The sequence below is a fragment of the Paenibacillus sp. EPM92 genome (assembly GCF_016586185.1).
GTDB lineage: Bacteria > Bacillota > Bacilli > Paenibacillales > NBRC-103111 > Paenibacillus_G > Paenibacillus_G validus.
In genome coordinates, this window is the sequence record NZ_BCPS01000009.1 from 117,810 (window position 1) to 137,025 (window position 19,216).

The window sequence follows — 19,216 nt, forward strand, 5'->3', positions numbered from 1 at the left end:
TTACTCCACCACCCTTTCAAGCTTATAGCTCCACATAATTAGATAGTTCGATTAGATTGTTGTCCGGATCGCGGAGATACACCGATTCCATGAGTCCCATTGCTCCCGGACGGGATATTGGGCCCAGCTCGATCGGAACGCCGCAGCTTTCCAAATGCTTGATCACTTCAGGCAGAGGCGTTTCCGCAATAAAGCACAGATCTCCGGCACCTGGTACCGTCACAGCCGCTTTGGGCTCAACTTCACTGCCTTGCTCGAATAAATTGATCCGATTTTTGCCGCATTGCAGATATTTCCTCGTTCCTCCCGCAAATATTCCCACTTCCATGCCTAATACGTGCTGATAAAATTCACAAGTGGCGGTTACGTCACGCACCGTCAATACAATATGGTCCATACGATCAATTTTCACAGGACGTCCCTCCAATCTATGATGCCGGAATTACTTCCACGGCAGCAGCTTACGCTCCAGCCACTCGAGCAACCGGTTAAACGACAGTCCCAGTACGGACAAAAGCATGACGCCAACCATCAAATTCATGGTCATCATGAGGTTGCCGTAGCGCAGAATCATAGAGCCGACCCCGCTATTGGCGGCGATCATTTCCGAGGTAACCAGCAGCAGCAGTGAAATGGATGCGGACATTTTCAAACCGGCGAAAATCATGGGCAGCGAAGCCGGCAGGATCACCTTGCGAATCACATTGAAGGGCTTGGCGCCAAAGGTGACTGCGGCTTTTATCAGAATCGGATCGACGTTTTTCACGCCGGCATACGTATTGATTACGGCCGGAAAAAATACACCGATCGCAATAAGCGTTACTTTCGGCGTTTCGCCAATGCCGAGCCACATAATAAACAACGGCAGCAGCGCAATCTTCGGAATCGGGAAGATCGAGAATACGACCGGTGTCAGAACGGCATCCAGCCATCGGAAGAAGCCGAGAAGGAGTCCGATGATAATGCCGACGGACGCGCCGATTGCATAACCTGCGCCGATCCGGTACAAGCTCGCCAACAAATTTTGATGGATTTCCCCTGTCGTTAACATGCCCCAGCCCATTGCAACAATAGCGGTTGGCGCCGGCAGGTATAAGGCCGGTACCAATTCCATACGGCTTATGAGCTCCCAGACGATCAATATGCCAAGTATCCCCAGCACGGAAGCATATACCGGTGTTTTTTTGTCCAGAAAGGCTACCCGATTACGGATGGTTTGACGTGGCGCTGAAGCTGCTTGTTTCGATACTTGTTCCATCCTATTCAGCCTCCTTTAGCGCCGCTGACCGTCATCCGGTCAGCGGCCGGATCTTAATTGTTTCGTTTATCGCAGGCTTATTTCTCCAGTGTCTTTAACGCTGCATTGTACAATTCGGTATCCACGATTTCCTTGCTGTCCAGCGGCTTGGTAATCAATTTTTCTTTCAGATACCAGTCGATTTGCGTCTTGATGTCATCCGCCGTCAGCTTGGCATCCCGATCCATATAAGGGAAAGATTCCCTGATAATTTCCTCCGGCTGCTCCGTATATTTGGCTACGATTTTTACGACTTCGTCATAGTTTTGGCCTTTGACCAATTGACCGTCCTTTTTAGTCAGTACGGCGTCATGATAATAGCGTGTCCCTTTGATGTAGGCCCTCATAAACCGTTCGGCTACATCCTTATCGGCTGTAAATTTCGGCGAGGTCAGAATCGCCGTCGATTGGTAGCTCATCTCGTCCGCCACGTTAGCCAGAACTTTGCCGTACCCTTCCTTCAAGGTAATCGCAATGTTCGATGACAGAAGCATGACCGCGTCCACATTTTTACCCTTCAATGACTCCATTTGAGCTCTGGTCGAGTTCATCGAGATCAGTTCAATGTCCTTTAACGACATCCCGTGCTTCTCCAGAATATTTCCGATCATATAATGGCCTGCCGAACCTATCGAAGTAACGCCTACCTTTTTACCCTTTAAATCCTCAATTTTCGTAATGGGAGAGTCCTTGTGTATGACTACGGCCGATAGCTGATAGCCTTTCTCCTCTTTCCCCTTGTCGGCCACGATGGACATCTTTTGGCCTGCCGCTACCATGTTGTACAAGTCTGCGGTCAACCCGTTTGCAGCTACGTCGATGCTGTTCGATGCTAATGCTACGTTAACAGCATTGGACGAATCGAACCATTTGTGCTGGACATCAAGATTTTCTTCCTTAAAAAAACCTTTCTCCATAGCGATATACAACGGGGCCCCGCCGGTCAGCTTCAGCAAGCCCAATAAAACGGTAGCCTGTTTCTTTTCAGCCGGTGAATTGGAAGCGGGCGAAGCGTTACCCTGATCCGCTTCCTTCTTCCCACAGCCAAAGAGCGCCGTGGCGAGGAACAAGAGTACAGCTAGTGCGAATATCGATTTTTTCTGCATGCGTGTCGGCCTCCAAATCATGTTGTTTGTAACCGCTATCATCTTAAAGCTACCAAAACTATGAGGTTATTGCAATTTGTTTAAGATACACGCTCCATGATTAAAGCGATAACGTTAGTTTTTAACGTTTTCAATGCTTCATCCAGCAGTTCAGTATTCACGATATCCTTGACCTGCAGCGGCTTGGGCATCAATTTTTCCTTCGTATACCAGTCGATCTGTGTTTGGATATCGTCAACCATAAGCTTGCCGTCCCGATCCATATAAGGGAAAGACTCTCTAATAATATCTTCCGGCTGCTCCGTATATTTGGCCACGATCTTTACGACCTCGTCATAATTTTGTCCCTTTACCAATTGGCCGTCCTTTCTCATCAGAACTGCGTCGTGATAATACCGCATTCCTTTCACATATGCCCGTAAAAAGCGTACTGCCGCATCCTTATTTTCCGCGAACTTCGGTGAAATGAACGTCCCCGTCGATTGGTAGGTCATTTCATCCGCCACATTGGCCAGCACTCTGGCATACCCTTCTTTCAGCGCAACCGTAATGTTGGATGTATTCAGAATAATCGCATCCACATTTTTTCCTTTAAGGGCCTCCATCTGGCCTCGGGTCGTATTCATCGGAACCAGTTCAGCATCCTTCACGGTCATGCCGTGCTTCTCTAAAATACGAACCGACATATAATGGTTGGACGAACCGATCGTCGTTAACCCGATTTTTTTACCCTTTAAATCCTCGATCGTCTTGATTGGAGAATCTTTATGCACGAGTAAGGCTGACAGTTGATAACCCTTTTCTTCTTTACCTTTATCGGCCACGATCGACACCTTTTGACCGGCCGCTACCATATTATACAAGTCTGCGGTAAAACCGGCCGCTCCTACATCCACATTGTTGGACGCGACGGCCACGTTGACCGCATTGGATGAATCGAACCATTTGTAGTCAACGGTAATGCCTTCTTCTTTAAAAAAACCTTTTTCCGAAGCAAGGTATAAGGGCACACCGCCGGCCAGCTTCAGCAAACCTACAGATAATGTAATCGGTTTCAATTCAGCCGGTGGATTAGACGTTCCCGCCGCCTGTCCCTTGGTATCTGCTTGTACGGGCTCATTTTTACTACAGGCAACGAGTGCAGTACTGAGAAATAATATAAAGAGCATCGCTGATAGTGCATGTTTTTTCATTGTTTATTAACCCCTTCCGCGCTTTAAAGTAATATTTTTTCCTGTTCCTAGGCAAACCATGAACAAATGCGCGTCCTGCATCTCAATGATCTATAGTTATTCGGTGATACCCCCCCTTGAATGGTAACGGTTTCAATACGTTGCGAAGTTAGCAAACCGTTTATCTGAAAAGTAACAAATATAGGGAGGCATTACAATTTGTTTTGAATATACAAGGTATCGTAAATAGCGATAGCTTAAAGGAGAAATGGCACCATCCACACTTTTGTAACAGCCTGTCCATGTTCTTGCCAACCCGAATTTCCGGCAAAAGAAATGTCAGGTTGTATGGGAATCCCTACACCTTCAACAAGAAGGAACGGGACATCTCATACCGGTTTCCATATCCGTCAAGAGCTATCGTTGACAGCGTATTTTTACCCGGCTTTAACTCTTCCATCCCCAGGTGCCGCCGGAGCGTCAGACCAGATGGCAGGCCTGAGGCGTCGAATGTCCGGTTTTCCTCGAAGAAGAAAGTGGCCATAGGCAGCACCTTATCGTTCAAGTAAACGGCAAGGAGGGCCGGCCATCCATCGGAGTTTGGAACAAGACCCGGATAATGGAGCACAGCTTCCAGTACCCGATGTGAACCACCGTTACGGACCAGATGGAAGAAAATCAAGGGGGCGTTAGATCCGGGCGCCGCCGGGTACAGCTGCCTCGGGTTCATCCTGAATTGATCGGTTAAGGCGTTCATTTCGCTCTTGAGACTATCGATTTCTTTTTCCTTGTTGAAGACAGGCACCACATAACGGACGAGAACCTCGAACAGTTGACCAAAGTTAAACTGGTTCTCGAATGCCCGCATCACCTCATCAACAATTTTGGCGGAGGGGGGTCCGATACGTCCAAGCCGGACATTCTCCTTGAGCTTAAACGGCGGGAGTCCGGGAATGGGACTGGGAATTTCTATCGATACGGGGACTGTCAGGTCAAAACCAAGATTCGCCGATTGAATCTGCCGTGTCACATGTTCGCGAAGCTGGCTCGTAATCGTGCGCTTAAAAGCATCAAAATCCCCGTTGTTTCGAAACGCATCCAAGATCGGGCCCGGGTCAAAATCAATCGTCCGCAATGGACCCAGAACGGCCGGCAAAATCACTCGTTCGACGCCCGCTTTGACTGCATTCGTTAGTTCACGTTCGACGGCATCCCGAATCTGCGGCACCAAGGACAGGAAACCTAAAGCTCTTCTGGCCTCCACAAGGAACAGATTGGTTAATTGATCCAGAACGATGGTTCGAATGAGATTTTCCAGATATTTTCCAATTTTGTTAATCTCCTTCTGGAATTCCTTAATGAGGGCTTCCAGCTCTGCAAGGACTTTGTCAAGAACAACCTTAAAGATCATTTGCAGCAAATCCATCGAAATTTTGTTCATCCGCCCGAACAGCAGTGCCGCCAGTTCCTGCCCTATTTGTTCAAGTGCGTCCTGCTGCGGAACCCATTCAGGCCGCCGCAATTCATTCATAAAGGAGAGCGGCTGATAGCCTTCGAGAGGCGTTACAACTCTTTTTAGCAGCCCGAATATGCGGGCTTGGGAATCCTGTGGGAAAGGGCCGAGGTTGGCCCCGACGATCTTCAAGCTTTCTTCCAGCAGCGTATCCAACAGCTCGACCTCGGGGCCTCCGCCCACGCCTTTCAAAACATCCATGATGTCCGAGATTTGACCCGCTGCACGATTGAGGAGACTTGCCACATTTTGCTGTACCGCGGTAAGAACGGTTTCGATCAAGATCACCATATTCCGGCCGATCATGGTCAATAGAATCGAGGATAGGGCTTCCTGCACTTCCTGCTTGCCGGTTCCGCCTTGGAACCCCCGCAGCACCTCGGGGAGCACCGCTTCATTCATCAATTGCAGGGCGGGGAGCAGTGCATGGTCTAATAGAGCGGCAATCTCCGGATTTCCTCCCAGAGCCCGCCTCACTGCAGGAACGAGCTGCCCGGATAGCAAATTCCCGGCGAATGACTGGAACTCGGGAAGTATCGCTTGCAGTAGTTCCTGCGCCGACACGGGGGTGCTTCCCTGGAAAGAAAATAGAGAGGCGGCAATGGTTTGCGGCGTACCGGTGAAGGCAGCGCCGAACACGCGAAGAAACGCCGTCGTTTCTCCGGACTCCTGCAGCAGTAAAGCAAGCGGATTGCCCATAAGAAACGTGATCAAGTCTTCTTTCCGCAAGGCCTGTTCCGAACCTTGGTTCAGTTGGAGATTGATCCAGCTTCTGACGGATGCCGGAGGCTGTGCGGCGAGATTTCCTGTAAACGTGTACAGCGCAGTATCTGCGGAAATGTGCGCAGCTGCATCATGATTCAAGGTGACTGCGGACCATGCCATAGACAAGGTTTGCAGCCATTGCTGCCTCTTGTCTTCTTCCGGAAAGGAAGAAATCAGGTTTTCGCTTGCTTGTAATATTTCATCCCAATCCTCTTGCGCGAGCACGGGTTCAGCAGCCTTCCCGCTCAGAAGGTTAAGGAATTGGCGGCTTTGCTCCGTCTGGATATTAGCTTCCTGAAGCAGGACCCGGAATCGCTCTACCGCAAAAGAACTGACTTGCGACAGAATCCATCTTTGCGCCTCCTGGACCATCACTTGAACAGAGCGCTGCCTCCATTCATCTGCAGTCACCGTATTGGCGTCGGACAAAGCTTTACCGATTTCATAGGCAAGGCGAACGGCGATTTTTAACACCGCTTCTAGCGAAGCAAGATCCCGGATTGCCCCTGCCGATTGCTCCGCCGAGCGAACCAGTCCGGAAACGAGGACGTCCGATATCCGGGCCACCATACGACGGGCTTCTGTCATCTTCAAATCGAGGACCACCCGATATCCTCCGCCGGCTTTGAAACCCATCCCCATTTCGAAAACCATCTGAAACCCGGGTTCTTTTACCTCGTCACTGCGAAACAAGGATCCGGTTACAACCAGATTGGCATACGCCATGACAGCTATCGCCGCCTGGGCGTACAAGGCTCCTTCGAGGGAAACTTCCTCCAGAAAAATATCCAGCAAGTTTCCGAAGAGCCCCTGCACTTCCGGACGCTGCTTCAGCAGCTTCAGCAGGTCTCCAACGGTCATATCCAGGCTGAGCCCGACACCGGCAGCCAGCCGCGCTATCGCTTGAAGCCGGATCGCGAGTCCCGCCTCCCTGAACATATTCAGGGGAGTCTGCGCTTGAGCTTGCACCGTCGCTTCCGCGCTTATATGGGACAAAAAGCGCACGCTTCCCCATTTTTTCATCAGGCTGAAATACGCAAAAGCGTTCGCATTTAAATCGAAGCCTCTCCTTGTGTTCAATGCCGAAGAAACAGCTTGATGCCCCTGTATATCACCCCAAGGCCGGGCTCCACTGAATGCTTTCCGAAAGATTTGTTTGTCCAGATCGATGGAGGGCAATACAATCAGCTCCTTGAAGGGTCGAATATTTTGTAAATAGTATGGAGGGGCCATGCTAAATATGCGTTATGATTGGCGGGGGATGATTCATCCGATGGGAGATGGGAGATGTGAGATGTCAGATGTCAGGTGAACCAAATAGCCCACCCGGGCATACTTTATGGGGATTATCCCTATGGAAGGACGTTGAAAATATGTACAATAACCCTTGGTATCCCGTCTTCTACGGAAACCCTTATTATGCGAACAGGTCGTTCATGCCCGTCTATCCCCAACCGGATGGATCTGCTCCTTATGGAGCCGGACTCTGGAATAGCCAGATTCCTATTTCGCGGCGGGAAGTCATTATTGAACATAACCGGGTCACGATTACGGGTCCTGCCGGGCAGCAGATCGCGGAGAGAATCAGGAACGCGAGCCCCCGCTGCGCCTTGGCCTTCTTGTTCAGATGTCCCAGTGACGGAGTAGGACCCGCTCAGCCCGGACAAATGCAGACGGACGGACCCCCTACGCCCGTCACCCCTGGACCGGAAACGATGCCGGTGATCCCGATGCCGTATCCGCCCTACCGTTATTAAATGACATAAGAAAACGGGCACCCAAAAGTGCCCGTTAGCCACCCATGCCCCTCTCGGGGCACCACAGAATAATGAAAATCATGACGATCGCTTACCATTTGCTGACCCGGCAGGAAGACTACAAAGACTTAGGGGCGGATTACTTCGAGAAGCGACACCAAGACGCCATCGTCAGACAGACCGTTCGAAAGCTCGAGAACCTTGGCTTTACCGTAACATTGGCCACACCCGAAGCATCCTAATCCATCCCCACTCAGACTAAGAAAGAAGACGCAGCTTTTTTAAAAACCGTTTAAGCTGCGCCTAGTTTCGTGTTGTCTTTTTTGAACTTACGCTATAAGTTACTTTCAAGATAGTTGTAAGGTCATGCCCTAAGCCCTGCTATGGGAGCGCGGCTTAAGCGCGTGCTTCGTAAACTTCCTTCAAGCGGCTCCAGCTGAGCTGCCCGGTGGAGGCGACCACCGTATCCGCAATGGCCAGCGTCTCCGGATGGCCGACGCCGACGGATACCATATTCGCCGCATTCACAGCTTCAAGACCCGAGAAGGCGTCCTCAATGCCGATGCAGTTCTTCGGCCGTACGCCGAGCGCTTCGGCGGCTTTCAGAAATACTTCGGGATCAGGCTTGCCCCGTTCCAAAGCCCCGGCATCGACAATGTGGTCGAAATAATCCGTGATCGCCAAAGCTTGCAGGATGGCCTGCGCGTTCCGGCTGGCCGAGGCGACCGCCATCTTGATCCCGTTGCTCTTCAATTCCTCAAGCAGCTCGGGGATGCCCGGGAGCAGATGCTCGGGCCGGATCGTGCGAATGAGCTCCTGGTACCGGCTGTTCTTGCGGGCCATGAACTGTTCCTTCTCCGTCTCGGAGTAGGTACGGCTCGCTTGCTGCAGGATCAGCTCGAGCGACGCTCTCCGGTCGACGCCCTTCAGATTCTCGTTATACGCCCGGTCGAACGGAATCCCGAGCTCGTCGGCGAGCTCTTTCCAGGCTTGGTAGTGGAACTCCGCCGTATCGGTCAGAACGCCGTCCAGATCGAAGATCACGGCTTCCAGCTGCCGGTTGGGCAAGCTGACCTTCCGATCGACACGCACCGCTTTCCCCACGTGGTGGATCGTCACAGGGATGCCCTCGACCAGCTCGTAGGTCGTTTGGTCTTTCCGGACGCTAACGGCCAGCACGCTTCCGCGGTACACCATACGGAACGTGTAGCTTGGCCAATTCGCAGGAATGACGGGTTCAAAATACAGCTCTCCGTCGTACTGTCTCATGCCGGCAAAACCGTTGACGATCATTAACCAGCCTCCGGCCATCGAAGCGGTATGAATGCCGTCCTTCACGTTCAAGTGGTAATCGTCCAGATCGACCCGCACCGTCTGCATGAAGTAATCGTACGCTTCATCCACATACCCGAGCTCGGCTCCTACAATCCCGTGAATGCACGCGGATAACGACGAATCGTGCGTGGTTAACGGCTCGTAGTACTTGTAATTCCGCTGCTTCTCCCAAGTCGTGAACCGGTTTCCCTGCAGGAACAAGGCCATGACCAAGTCGGCCTGCTTCAGCACCTGGTGCCGGTTGATGACGAGCGCATGATAATGCAGCATTAACGGATAGTTTTCTTTCGGCGTGCCTGCAAAATCCCACTTCGCCTTGGTCAGGAAGGTGTCGTCCTGGCCGATCAGCCCCTTCTCCCGGTGCACGTACATATGCTCGGCGGCCTTGGCCCAGCCTTCCACTTCTTCTTCCGTGAGACCCATCGCCTGCTGAAGCTGGGCCCAGCGCTCCGGCTGCTGCGCACGCAGTTCTGCCGCTACCTTCACGGCGTATTCCAGTTGGTCCTTCACCATCACATTGGTGTACGTGTTATTGTCAATGACGGTCGTGTATTCATCCGGGCCGGTTACACCATTGATGCAGAAGCCCCGTCCTTCGATCCAATCGCCCGCATCCGCAAAGAAGCGCGACGTTTCGAACAGCATTTCGGCCCCTTCCTGATATAGAAAGGCTTGATCGCCGGTCGCTTCCACATACTTCTTGAGCGCATAGGCGATGTCCGCATTAATATGATACTGGGCGGTGCTGGCCGCATAGTAGGCCGACGTCTCCTCGCCGTCGATGGTACGCCAAGCGTAAAGCGCTCCGGCCTGGGACATCTCCGCGGCGCGATCTTTGGCCTTCGGCAAAATATGATGACGGTAGCGCAGCAGCTGCTTGGCGATATCCGGCTTCGTGTATAGGAAGAACGGCAGCATATACGTCTCGGTATCCCAGAAATAATGGCCGTCATAGCCTTCGCCGGTGATCCCTTTCGCGCCGATATTCGTCCTGCCGTCACGGCCTACCGACTGCAGCAAGTGGAAAGCGTTGAAGCGCAGCGCCTGCTGAAGCGCCTCGTCGCCTTCTACGAGGATATCGGCCGTTTGCCAGAATCCGTCCAGAACCTCGCGGTGCGCTTTAGCGATAGCGTCGAATTTGGCCTTCTTGGCATCCTCCAGCTCCCGGGTCGCCTTCTCCAGCAGCTCGGCTTCCGGGTAATCCTTGGAGGAATAGTACGTGATGTACTTCTCCAGCACGACCGTCCCGTTCGCCTCCGCCATTACGTGGAACCGCTTCTCCAGCCGCTGCCCTTCCAACCGGGTGTCCAACCGGTACGGATGGCTCAATTGATGCTCCATGCCGCAAACGAGCGAGAACTTCGTCATCTGCGTCTGTTGAAGCAGAGCGCCGAACGTATGGTTCTCATACGATTCCTTCGTCTGCAGCACTTGTCCGCCGAAGGCCGAGCCGGCACGCGGATCCCCGGAGGCGATCTGGTTCGTCACTTCTCCGTTGATCGCCGAAACGAGCTGAAGCTCCCCGGAAAAATTAAGCGGAGTCACTTCGTAGCGGATCACCGCGAGATGCTTATTCGTGAAGGAAGCGAACCGTTCCGTCCGAATCCGGACGCGCTTACCGGTTGCGGTCTCCCATACGACCGTACGGGTCATCGTGCCTTTGCGCATATCCAGCCTGCGTTCATACTGCTCATGCTTGCCCGTAAACAGGCTGAATTTTTGTCCGTCCACATAAAGCTCGATGATTTTGCCGTCCGTCACGTTCAGCATGGTCTGATGGTATTTCGCAAAGCCGTATTGACGCCCCTTGCTGTAAGCGATCGGGGAGGAATCATAAAATCCGTTCAAGTAGGTACCGTGAAGCGAGGTCCCCTTCGGACCGTCATAGCCCTCCTCGAAGTTGCCTCTCATGCCGATGTATCCGTTGCCGACGGCAAACACCGTCTCGTCTCGTTGATTCGTCTCTGTATCGAAGGAGCTTTCCGTGATCGTCCACGGCTCGTAAGGATAGATGATATGACCTGTTCGCATCGGTTTCTCGCTGTCTCCTCTATGTTCTTCTTTAGTCTAACAGGACGCCGTCCTGACGAAGCTGCTGCTGCAGATCCTTCACATTCAGTTCATGCGGGCTGACGCCCTGCTTCACCGCCATACCGGCTGCGGTTCCGGCCGCCTGCCCCGTCGCCATGCAGCTTGGGGAAAGACGCGTCGTCGCCAGCGCTTCGTGCGAAGTGGAGATGCAGCGGCCTCCCGCAAGCAAATTCGAAACCCCTTTGGCCAGCAGGCTGCGGTAAGGAATATCATAGGCGCCGTCGCCGGCGATCCAGGCCGCGGTGACGCCTTTGTTCTTCGGATCGTGGATATCGATCGGGTAGCCGCTGCGGGCAATGCAGTCCTCGAATCGGCGGCCTTCCGTCACATCCGAGATTTGCAGGCTGTACACGCCGTCCAGACGCCGCGTCTCGCGAATCCCGATCTGCGCGCCGACCTGCGAGATCGATGCTTTCTCAAACCCCGGGAGATGCTTGACCATAAAATCGGCGACCATCAGCACTTGCTTGCGGCCGAGCTCTTCCGCTTCCGTTAAATCCTCCACGCGGGTTCCGTCCAGCCCCTGCACACGCGTCGTATTGACCAGCACCTCGTCTTCGCCCGGACCGGTAAAGAAGAGCACCTGATCCCGGTTGATCGGCAGCGCCGCTTCCTTCCAGTGCTTGTAGAAGCCTTGAACCGCCGTCAGCGGCAATTGATCCAGCTCATCGATCGGCGTTTTCTTGTAAAACTCCTCCGGATGCTCGATCATGTACTGCTTGACCCGGGCCAGATCGACGCCGCGCATGCGAAACTTCATCGTCATCGGCTGGGTGAGCTGATCCTCATCCCGGCCTTTCAGAATCGGCGCACCGGCCAGGTAAGCGACATCCGCGTCGCCGCTCGTGTCGATGAACATCTTCGCTTTCACGTCGATCTTGCCGGATTTCGAGGTGAGCCGAACCGATTCGATCCGTTCGTCCTTCACCGTCACGTCGTCCACAAAGCTATGCAGCAGCAGCTTCACGCCGGCCTCGCGAAGCATATCCAGCACAAGCACCTTATAAATTTCCGGATCATACGGCGTGATCGTGCTGACGAACCCGCAAGTATCCCGAACGTGTCCCGGAGAGGCGTTCAGCGCCATCAGGCGGTCGATGATTTCTTGGGCGATCCCGGCGATCACCTGTTTCCCGTCCATCGTATGATAGGTCATCCAGGGATACACGAGCGCGATCGTCGACATCCCTCCCAAAAATCCGTATCTCTCGATGAGCAGCGTCCGCGCACCGCTTCGTCCGGCTGCAATGGCCGCGTTGATTCCTGCCGGCCCTCCGCCGACGACAACAATATCCGTTTCGATAGTTTGCATGTAGAAGCAGCTCCTTTTCGTATGCCTTATCCCTTAATTCCCGAGCTGGCGATCCCTTCGATAAACCATTTCTGGAATATCGACACAATGGCGATCAGCGGCAGCAGCGCGGAAACGGAAGCGGCCATAATTAACGTATAGTTCGTACTGTTCTCGTCCACGTAGTTCGTGAGCGCGAGCGGGATCGTATACAGTTTGTTGTCTCTAAGAAAAATAAGCGGATTCTCGTACTCGTTCCAGTGCCAGGTGAACGTAAGGATCAGCAGCGTCACTAGAGCGGGCTTGGTCAGCGGCAGCGAAATTTGCCAGAACATCCGCCAGTAGCCGGCGCCGTCCACCTTCGCAGCCTCCAGCAATTCATTCGGCAGCGTGCTGAAAAACTGACGCATGATGAACGTGCCAAGCACCGTGAACATGCCCGGCAGGATCAGCGACAAGTGCGTATTGAGCATGCCCAGCTTATCGAACAGGATAAACCGCGGCACCAGCAAAATCTGGCCGGGAATAATCATCGTGGCCAGGTAAAGGACGAATAAGAAATCACGTCCCTTGAATTTCAGCTTGGCGAAGGCAAACCCGGCGAGCGCGCTTGTAATGAGACAACCGCCTACCGTGATCGCGGTAATTTTGACGGAGTTCCAATAGTAGAGCAGGAACGGGTATTTGCCGAACCAAACCTCTTTGTAGTTGTCGAGAACGAATCGCTCCGGAATCCAATCGATCGGGTATTTAAAAATATCAGCTGGCAGCTTGAAGGAAGATGAGATCATCCACAGGAAGGGCGTGACCATGACCACGGCCAACGCCGTGAAGATCACCGTCATGACCAGCTTCAGGCCGACCTCTCTCATTTTTAATGTCGTATTCATGGGATGTGCGCTCCTTTACCGGTTACTCGGAAGTTGTTAGAACTGATCTTGCCATTTTTTCTGTTCCCGCCACTGCAGCATGGTGATCACGAAGATAATCAGGAACAAGACCCAGGACATGGCGGCGGCGTAGCCCATTTCGTAATATTGGAACGCCTGAACGTAAATGTGATAGGCGAGCACCATCGTCGAGTTCAGCGGCCCCCCCTTGGTCATAACGGCCACGGCCGCGAATACCTGGAAGGTCGAGATGATCAGCGTCACGGCGATCAGGAAGCTCGTAGGCTTCAACATCGGAATCGTGATTTTGAAGAAGCTTTTCACGCCTGTAGCTCCATCGATCGAAGCCGCTTCGTACAAATCCTTGGGCACCCCTTGAAGGCCGGCCATGTAGAGCACCATCGTATAGCCCGTATACGTCCATACGACCATGATGATGATCGCTGTCAGCGACCAATCGGGACTGGCGAGCCAGCCGGGCAAGTTCTCGACGCCTAACGAACGAAGCGCTCCGTTAATCGGTCCGTTCGCCGGGTTGTACATAACGCTCCACACGATCGAGATCGCTACGATACTGCTTACATAGGGCAGGAAGAACAACACGCGGAGGAAATTTTTCAAATAGACGAACTTGTTCAGAATGACCGCAATGACAAGACCGATAGCCATCGCCGCGGGCACCGTCACCGCCGTAAAGATGAAATTGTTTTTCAGGGACTGCAGGAAATACTCGTCGGTCATCAGCTTTTTGAAGTGCGCCAAGCCGACCCACTCAATGCCTGAGAAGCCCATCATGTAATCCCAGTCAATAAAGACCATGACCAGACTGAATAAAAGCGGAAACACGACAAATAAAAAGACCCCGAGAAAGTTAGGCAGGATAAACAGATAGCCCGCCAGATTCTCCTTGAAGTTTTGTTGGTTAAATCTACTTTTCACGTGAAGTCACCCTCTTTTCTTGATGCTCTCATTGTAAGAGACCCGGCCCCCGGACAGAATGGCGAAAGCTTTGCACTTTAAGGGTGATTCTTGGTTCGGGTCATGAGAAAAACGCCCCCATCCTAAGATAGGGGCGTTCGTCGGCACGCTTATGGGCGCAGCCTTATTTCTTCTCCGATTGAATAGCCTTGTCGGCGCGGGACTTCAAGGCTTCCATCGTTTTGTCGATGTCCTGCACGTTCATGAAGAACTTCTCGGATTCTTCCCGGAGAATCGTGTTCAGCTGCGGGAATGCGACCGAGTTGAACCGCGTTGCAAAGGTCAGGTTGCCCTTGATCAGCGCCGTCAACGATTCTTTATCAATGATCTTCTCATCTTGTCCGATGATCAGCTCTGTAATTTTGTTAAAGTCTGCTTTCTTGTTCGTCGGGATGCGTCCGCCGGCAACCATATCCATGTTGCCTTCCTGCAGGTACCAAGCCATGAACTTGAACGCCGCTTCCTTGTTGGCGCTGTTCTTGTTAATGGACATGAAGTCGTTCACACCGCCGTTGTTGACGTTCGTCCCCTTCGCAAACTGCGGAGTAGGAGCGAAAGCTACCGCGAAGTCGCGCGGATATTTGGCCGTGTCCTTGATCGTGCGGAGCATGTACGTGCCGCCGTAAACCATCGCGGCTTTGCCCGTCAGAAGCTCGTTCGCCGGATCCAGCTTGTTGGCTACGCCTTCCGCCCAAGGCACCATGGAGCCCTGGTCATACAACGCTTTTTGCAGCTCCAAGCCTTTTTTCACAGCAGGGTGGTTGAAGTTGGACAGCCCGTCCGCCGTATAGAAAGCATCCTTCGGCTGTACGGTCGCCAGCGCGAATTTGCTGATAAACAAGTCGGAGCCCGGCGTAATGAAGCTGCCCTTCCGTCCGTCCTTCGTCAGCTTTTGAGCCAGCGCTACATACTCGTCCCACGTCCACTCGGCAGGCACCTTGACACCGGCTTCATCAAGAGCTTTCTTGTTGATGACGATCATGTCGATAATCTTGTTCGCCGGCAAATAGTGGATTTGATCCTTGAATTTCTGGATGTTCTCCATGCCGATGATCTCTTCGACATTGAAATTTTCTTTCTTGATCAGCTCGTCAAGCGGAGCTGTCATGCTCGCATTCAGGCGGCGGTTCAGGTTGGCCTCCCCGTAGCTGACGAAAATATCCGGAGCGTCGGACTGCGTCATCAATGCCGTATCCAGCTTCGTATTGCCTGAATCGTCGTTGACGTAGCGAACATATTCCATTTGAATATCCGGATGGCTTTGGTTCCACTTGTCAATCACGGCTTTCGGCCCGTTCTCTTCCGGAACGGCGCCCCACATGCGCAGTTTCACCGCTTTCTTCTCGCCGTTTGCGCCGCTGTTCGCTTGCGTATCGGTATTGCTTCCGCAACCGCTAACAATTAAGGACGCGGACATGACAACGGCAGCCGTACCCATAACCCATTTTTTCATAGCTTGAACCCCTCCATGGTGTATGCTTTAGCTTTCGAACCTCAGCTTAACAAAGATGGACCTGCGGCAGAAGGGGTGATTCCTGCTAAAAACCGTCTCATTCTTGGTTGCTGCTTATTTACGGCCCAGCACCGTTTTGCGGTATTCCAGCGGATGAATGCCCTCCACTTTTTTAAATAGCTTGCTGAAATAGTTCGTATCGGTATACCCGACCTTCTCCGCAATCTCGTACACTTTGTAGTGCTGGTCCTTCAGCAGCTCCCTCGCTTTATCCATCCGGATCCGGGTTATGAAGTCCATGATGGTTTCCCCGGTTTCCCGTTTAAACAGCACGCTCAAATAGTTCTCCGTAAACCCGATTTCCTTAGCCAGCTCCGATACTTTCAGCGGTTCGTCGTAATGCTCGCGAATTCGCTGTACGACCGCTGCAATCTCCGGTCTCCACTGCTGCGTAGCCAGCGTCTTGTAATATTGAAAATATCCGCCTATCCATCCGCAAAACCACGCGTAAAGCTCCTCCAGCGTTTCGATCTGGCGAACGGCGTGCAGCGGATACCGGTTCCGGTGCGGAGGCACGGCGTATAAATCGCCTTTCAGCGGGCGCAATCCGTGACCGAAAATGTGGACGAGCTCTACCCATTCCTCGCGCAGCATATCCGGGCTCCGGAAAGGCCCTTCGCGCAGGCTGTCCGTCCACCGGTCCAACAGCGCGAGCACCGCGGCTTCATCCTGCTTCTCAATCAGCTGGATCCATTGCTCTTGCGTCCATGGAACGTGTGTCTCCAGGGGACCCGCATATTGCAGCGAATCGAAAGCGATGATACCGCCCATCCCCCGGTAAAACCGGTGCTCCAGCGCTGTCTTGGCTTGGAGATAGCCGGTGTACAGCTCATCGGTCGACATCAGCGAATCGGAGTAACCCACACTCACGGAAAGCTTCAGGAACGTGCGGACCGCCTCCTGCATTTCAAGCAGCATGTCCGCTTCCATATAATCGGTGATGACCGCAAACCGGCCGCCCTCGATTTCCACCAGCTCGCCGTCGTCGTATTTGCGCAGTATTTCGGTCAGAATGTTGGCCACGGTATAAGTCAGCAGCTTCTCGGATTTGAAATTATTTTCCTCCAGCACCTCCTCATAAGCGTCCAGCTGGAGGTTCACAATACGGTAGGGGGGGGTGAGCGCCGGTATGTGAAATTCCGCGAAGGTGGCCCGGATCTCTCCCGGCGTGCACTGCTTGGTCAGCAGATCCCTCATCCGTTTCTCTTTCACTTCCTTGCCGTACAAGTGTGCCTGCATCTCCAGCCGCGTCGCTGCCGTGGCGGTCAGCCGCTGCGCCTCAATCTCTTCCTTCAGCCGGACCAGCTTGGCCAAGAGCTCCTCAGGCTCCATGGTCAGCTTCAGGATATAATCGACAGCGCCCAGCCGCAGCGCCTTCTGGACGTATTCAAAATCGTTATGGCTGGAAAGTATCAGGCACTTGGCCGCAGGAAACTTTTCCTTGATGCGTTCGATCAGCTGCAGCCCGTCACAACCGGGCATCCGAATGTCCGTCAGCACGATATCGCAAGGGGTCCGCTCCATGATCGCCAGAGCCTCATTCCCGTCCGAGGCTTCCCCGACGAGTCGAAACCCGTTATCCGCCCAAGGAATGATTGTTTTCAATCCGATCCGGACCAAAATTTCGTCGTCCGCAATCAACACGTTAATCATGCTGCGCCGCCTCCTTTGCAAGCGGAAGAGTGACCGTCACGGTCGTCCCTTCACCGGGTACACTACTTAGGTGGAGCCCATGTCCGGGTCCGAAATGCATCGCGATCCGCTCGTGCACATTCCGGATGCCGATGCCGGTCGATTTGGCATGGGACGGCGCTCCGTCCGTGAACAGGCGTTCGAGCTGGTCAGGCTCCATCCCTTGTCCGTTATCGGAAATCGACAGCACCAGCTTGTCCCCTTCCTCATGGGCGGTGATGGAAACCTTCAGCGGGGTACGATTCCCGTGAATGATACTGTTCTCCACAATCGGCTGCAGCGTAAATTGAAGAATTCCGCAAGACATGAGCCGCTCCGGCACGTCGACGTGAACGTGAATATTATCGTGAAAGCGCAGCTTTTGCAAATCCATATACATCTCCAGATGACTCAGCTCTTCACGCAGCGTCGTCCGCTCCCGATCCGCTCTCATCGAGATTTCAAGCAGCTTGCCAAGCTTTGTAATCATCTGGCTGACGTGCTGCGCCCCGGAAAGCATCGCTGACCACTTGATGGAATTCAGCGTATTGAACAGGAAATGGGGATTGATCTGCGCCTGGAGCGCTTGAAACCTCGCTTCCTCCTTGCGCCGCTGCTCCTCGGACAGCCTCAGGATCAGATCGTCGAGTCTTCCGACCATCTCATTGAAGCGCAAGCCAAGCTGAGATACCTCATCCGACCCGCGAACGGAAACCCGGGAGGAGAAGTCCCCTTGTCCAACCCGGTCCATCGAATGCAGCAGCCGCCCGATCCGTTTGGCAAACTGCAGCATCACAAGCGCAAACGCACACGTGAAAATCAAGAACCAAACAAGCAGCCAAAGCAGCGATTGATTTTTGATCTGTCCCAGACGCGATTGCAGCTCCTCTTCGGGGGCCAATTGCACCGCGGTCCACCCCAGATGCGGCATGAACGCCTCATTCAACGCAAAGCGCTGTCCTTCGGCTTGAATGCTTCGGTATTCCTCTTGGCGGGAAAGCGTGTCCGCCCGAAGGGCCAGACTCACGACCTCCTGCGGCAGATCAGGCCCCCGCTGGTCGAGCAGCTGCCCGTCCTTCTTGATCAGCAGCGTCGCCTGGTCTGTCCCCGGGGCATTCCCCGGGAGGATGCCCGTCCCCATCGGGGACGGCAGCCCAATCAACAAAAGCCCTGCCGCTTTGCCGTCCGAGCTGTCTTTAATCAGCCGGGACATCAGGAACAGCGAGCTCTCTTCCGCAGCCTGCGACGGAGGAAGGAGCGTTCCCTGATACGCGAGCTGCCAGTAGGGCCAGCCTTCTAATCGAAGAGTCTCCTGGACCCAGGCTTCCTTCTGGAGCTGCTCGTACAGCCCCGACTCCTCGGAACCGGGCGCTGTGGACAAGACATGTCCGCCAAAGTCCAGCAAAGCGACCACCGCATTGCTGTCGAGCAGAATGTCGCGAATATTCATCAGCTTCTTTTGAACCGACGTAAATCGCTGGAACGACGGATAATCGGTCATCCAGCCCTGCCGGTCTTTCATCTGCAAATAAGCAGCCACTTCGGTATCGTTGACGATCAAATGAGAGGCGTTGAGCATCCGCTCAGCCGTCCCGTCGATGCTGCTTGCCGTATGGCGAACCGCTTCCTGACGGCTCTGATTCACTTCGCGGCGCACGACCTCCTGGCTGGATACATATACGTTATAGATGATAATGGTGATAGGAATAAAGATGAGCAGGATAAAGGAAAGTATGATTTTTCCCCGAATTGAAGATAGCGGCGATTTTATCCACCGGAGCATGCAGGGTATCCTCCTCTCCGCGATTCACGTTAACGTGGTACGGGATCAACTTTG

General features: G+C 53.3%; 14 protein-coding genes. 2 read left to right on the forward strand and 12 right to left on the reverse strand.

Translation table 11 applies throughout. The annotated features are described in order from the left end of the window. Nucleotides 1–22: 22 nt before the first annotated feature. From JMF85_RS01795 to JMF85_RS01815, 5 genes are all read right to left on the reverse strand, one after another. Entirely contained in the window at nucleotides 23–412 is a 390-nt protein-coding gene (locus JMF85_RS01795) for a VOC family protein (protein WP_054795741.1), read from the reverse strand. A 30-nt stretch (nucleotides 413–442) separates the two neighbouring features. Beyond that, nucleotides 443–1,258: an ABC transporter permease gene (locus JMF85_RS01800; protein WP_141334104.1), complete on the reverse strand. Its 816-nt coding sequence runs from the start codon at nucleotides 1,256–1,258 to the stop codon at nucleotides 443–445. Nucleotides 1,259–1,335: 77 nt separating this feature from the next. Then, nucleotides 1,336–2,403, reverse strand: a complete 1,068-nt coding sequence (locus JMF85_RS01805; protein WP_155614993.1) for an ABC transporter substrate-binding protein — start codon at nucleotides 2,401–2,403, stop codon at nucleotides 1,336–1,338. 80 nt (nucleotides 2,404–2,483) lie between these two features. Then, on the reverse strand, nucleotides 2,484–3,596 hold the full coding sequence (locus JMF85_RS01810) for an ABC transporter substrate-binding protein (protein ID WP_201317637.1): 1,113 nt from the start codon (nucleotides 3,594–3,596) through the stop codon (nucleotides 2,484–2,486). A gap of 337 nt (nucleotides 3,597–3,933) precedes the next feature. After that, a complete protein-coding gene (locus JMF85_RS01815; protein ID WP_201317638.1) occupies nucleotides 3,934–6,849 on the reverse strand; it encodes a hypothetical protein in 2,916 nt (971 codons plus the stop codon). A 377-nt stretch (nucleotides 6,850–7,226) separates the two neighbouring features. On the opposite strand from JMF85_RS01815, the gene JMF85_RS01820 reads away from it, so the two are divergent. Beyond that, complete coding sequence (locus JMF85_RS01820; RefSeq protein ID WP_054795735.1) at nucleotides 7,227–7,610, forward strand: hypothetical protein; 384 nt, start codon at nucleotides 7,227–7,229, stop codon at nucleotides 7,608–7,610. Nucleotides 7,611–7,681: 71 nt separating this feature from the next. After that, a complete protein-coding gene (locus JMF85_RS01825) occupies nucleotides 7,682–7,852 on the forward strand; it encodes a hypothetical protein (RefSeq protein ID WP_201317639.1) in 171 nt (56 codons plus the stop codon). A 154-nt stretch (nucleotides 7,853–8,006) separates the two neighbouring features. On the opposite strand, the gene pgmB is transcribed toward JMF85_RS01825, so the two are convergent. From pgmB to JMF85_RS01860, 7 genes are all read right to left on the reverse strand, one after another. Further along, on the reverse strand, nucleotides 8,007–10,976 hold the full coding sequence (pgmB, locus tag JMF85_RS01830; RefSeq protein WP_201317640.1) for a beta-phosphoglucomutase: 2,970 nt from the start codon (nucleotides 10,974–10,976) through the stop codon (nucleotides 8,007–8,009). A gap of 31 nt (nucleotides 10,977–11,007) precedes the next feature. After that, complete coding sequence (locus JMF85_RS01835) at nucleotides 11,008–12,348, reverse strand: FAD-dependent oxidoreductase (RefSeq protein ID WP_127606676.1); 1,341 nt, start codon at nucleotides 12,346–12,348, stop codon at nucleotides 11,008–11,010. 26 nt (nucleotides 12,349–12,374) lie between these two features. Further along, nucleotides 12,375–13,217, reverse strand: coding sequence for a carbohydrate ABC transporter permease (locus JMF85_RS01840; protein ID WP_127606674.1), 843 nt, complete (start codon nucleotides 13,215–13,217; stop codon nucleotides 12,375–12,377). A gap of 36 nt (nucleotides 13,218–13,253) precedes the next feature. Next, nucleotides 13,254–14,156 (reverse strand): carbohydrate ABC transporter permease, encoded by a 903-nt coding sequence (locus JMF85_RS01845; protein ID WP_127606672.1) that lies wholly within the window; start codon nucleotides 14,154–14,156, stop codon nucleotides 13,254–13,256. A gap of 163 nt (nucleotides 14,157–14,319) precedes the next feature. Then, nucleotides 14,320–15,648, reverse strand: a complete 1,329-nt coding sequence (locus JMF85_RS01850) for an ABC transporter substrate-binding protein (protein WP_127606670.1) — start codon at nucleotides 15,646–15,648, stop codon at nucleotides 14,320–14,322. A 114-nt stretch (nucleotides 15,649–15,762) separates the two neighbouring features. Continuing rightward, entirely contained in the window at nucleotides 15,763–17,361 is a 1,599-nt protein-coding gene (locus JMF85_RS01855) for a response regulator (protein WP_201317641.1), read from the reverse strand. Continuing rightward, a complete protein-coding gene (locus JMF85_RS01860; protein ID WP_054799106.1) occupies nucleotides 17,354–19,162 on the reverse strand; it encodes a sensor histidine kinase in 1,809 nt (602 codons plus the stop codon). The genes JMF85_RS01855 and JMF85_RS01860 overlap by 8 nt, the downstream gene beginning before the upstream one ends. Nucleotides 19,163–19,216: the final 54 nt, after the last annotated feature.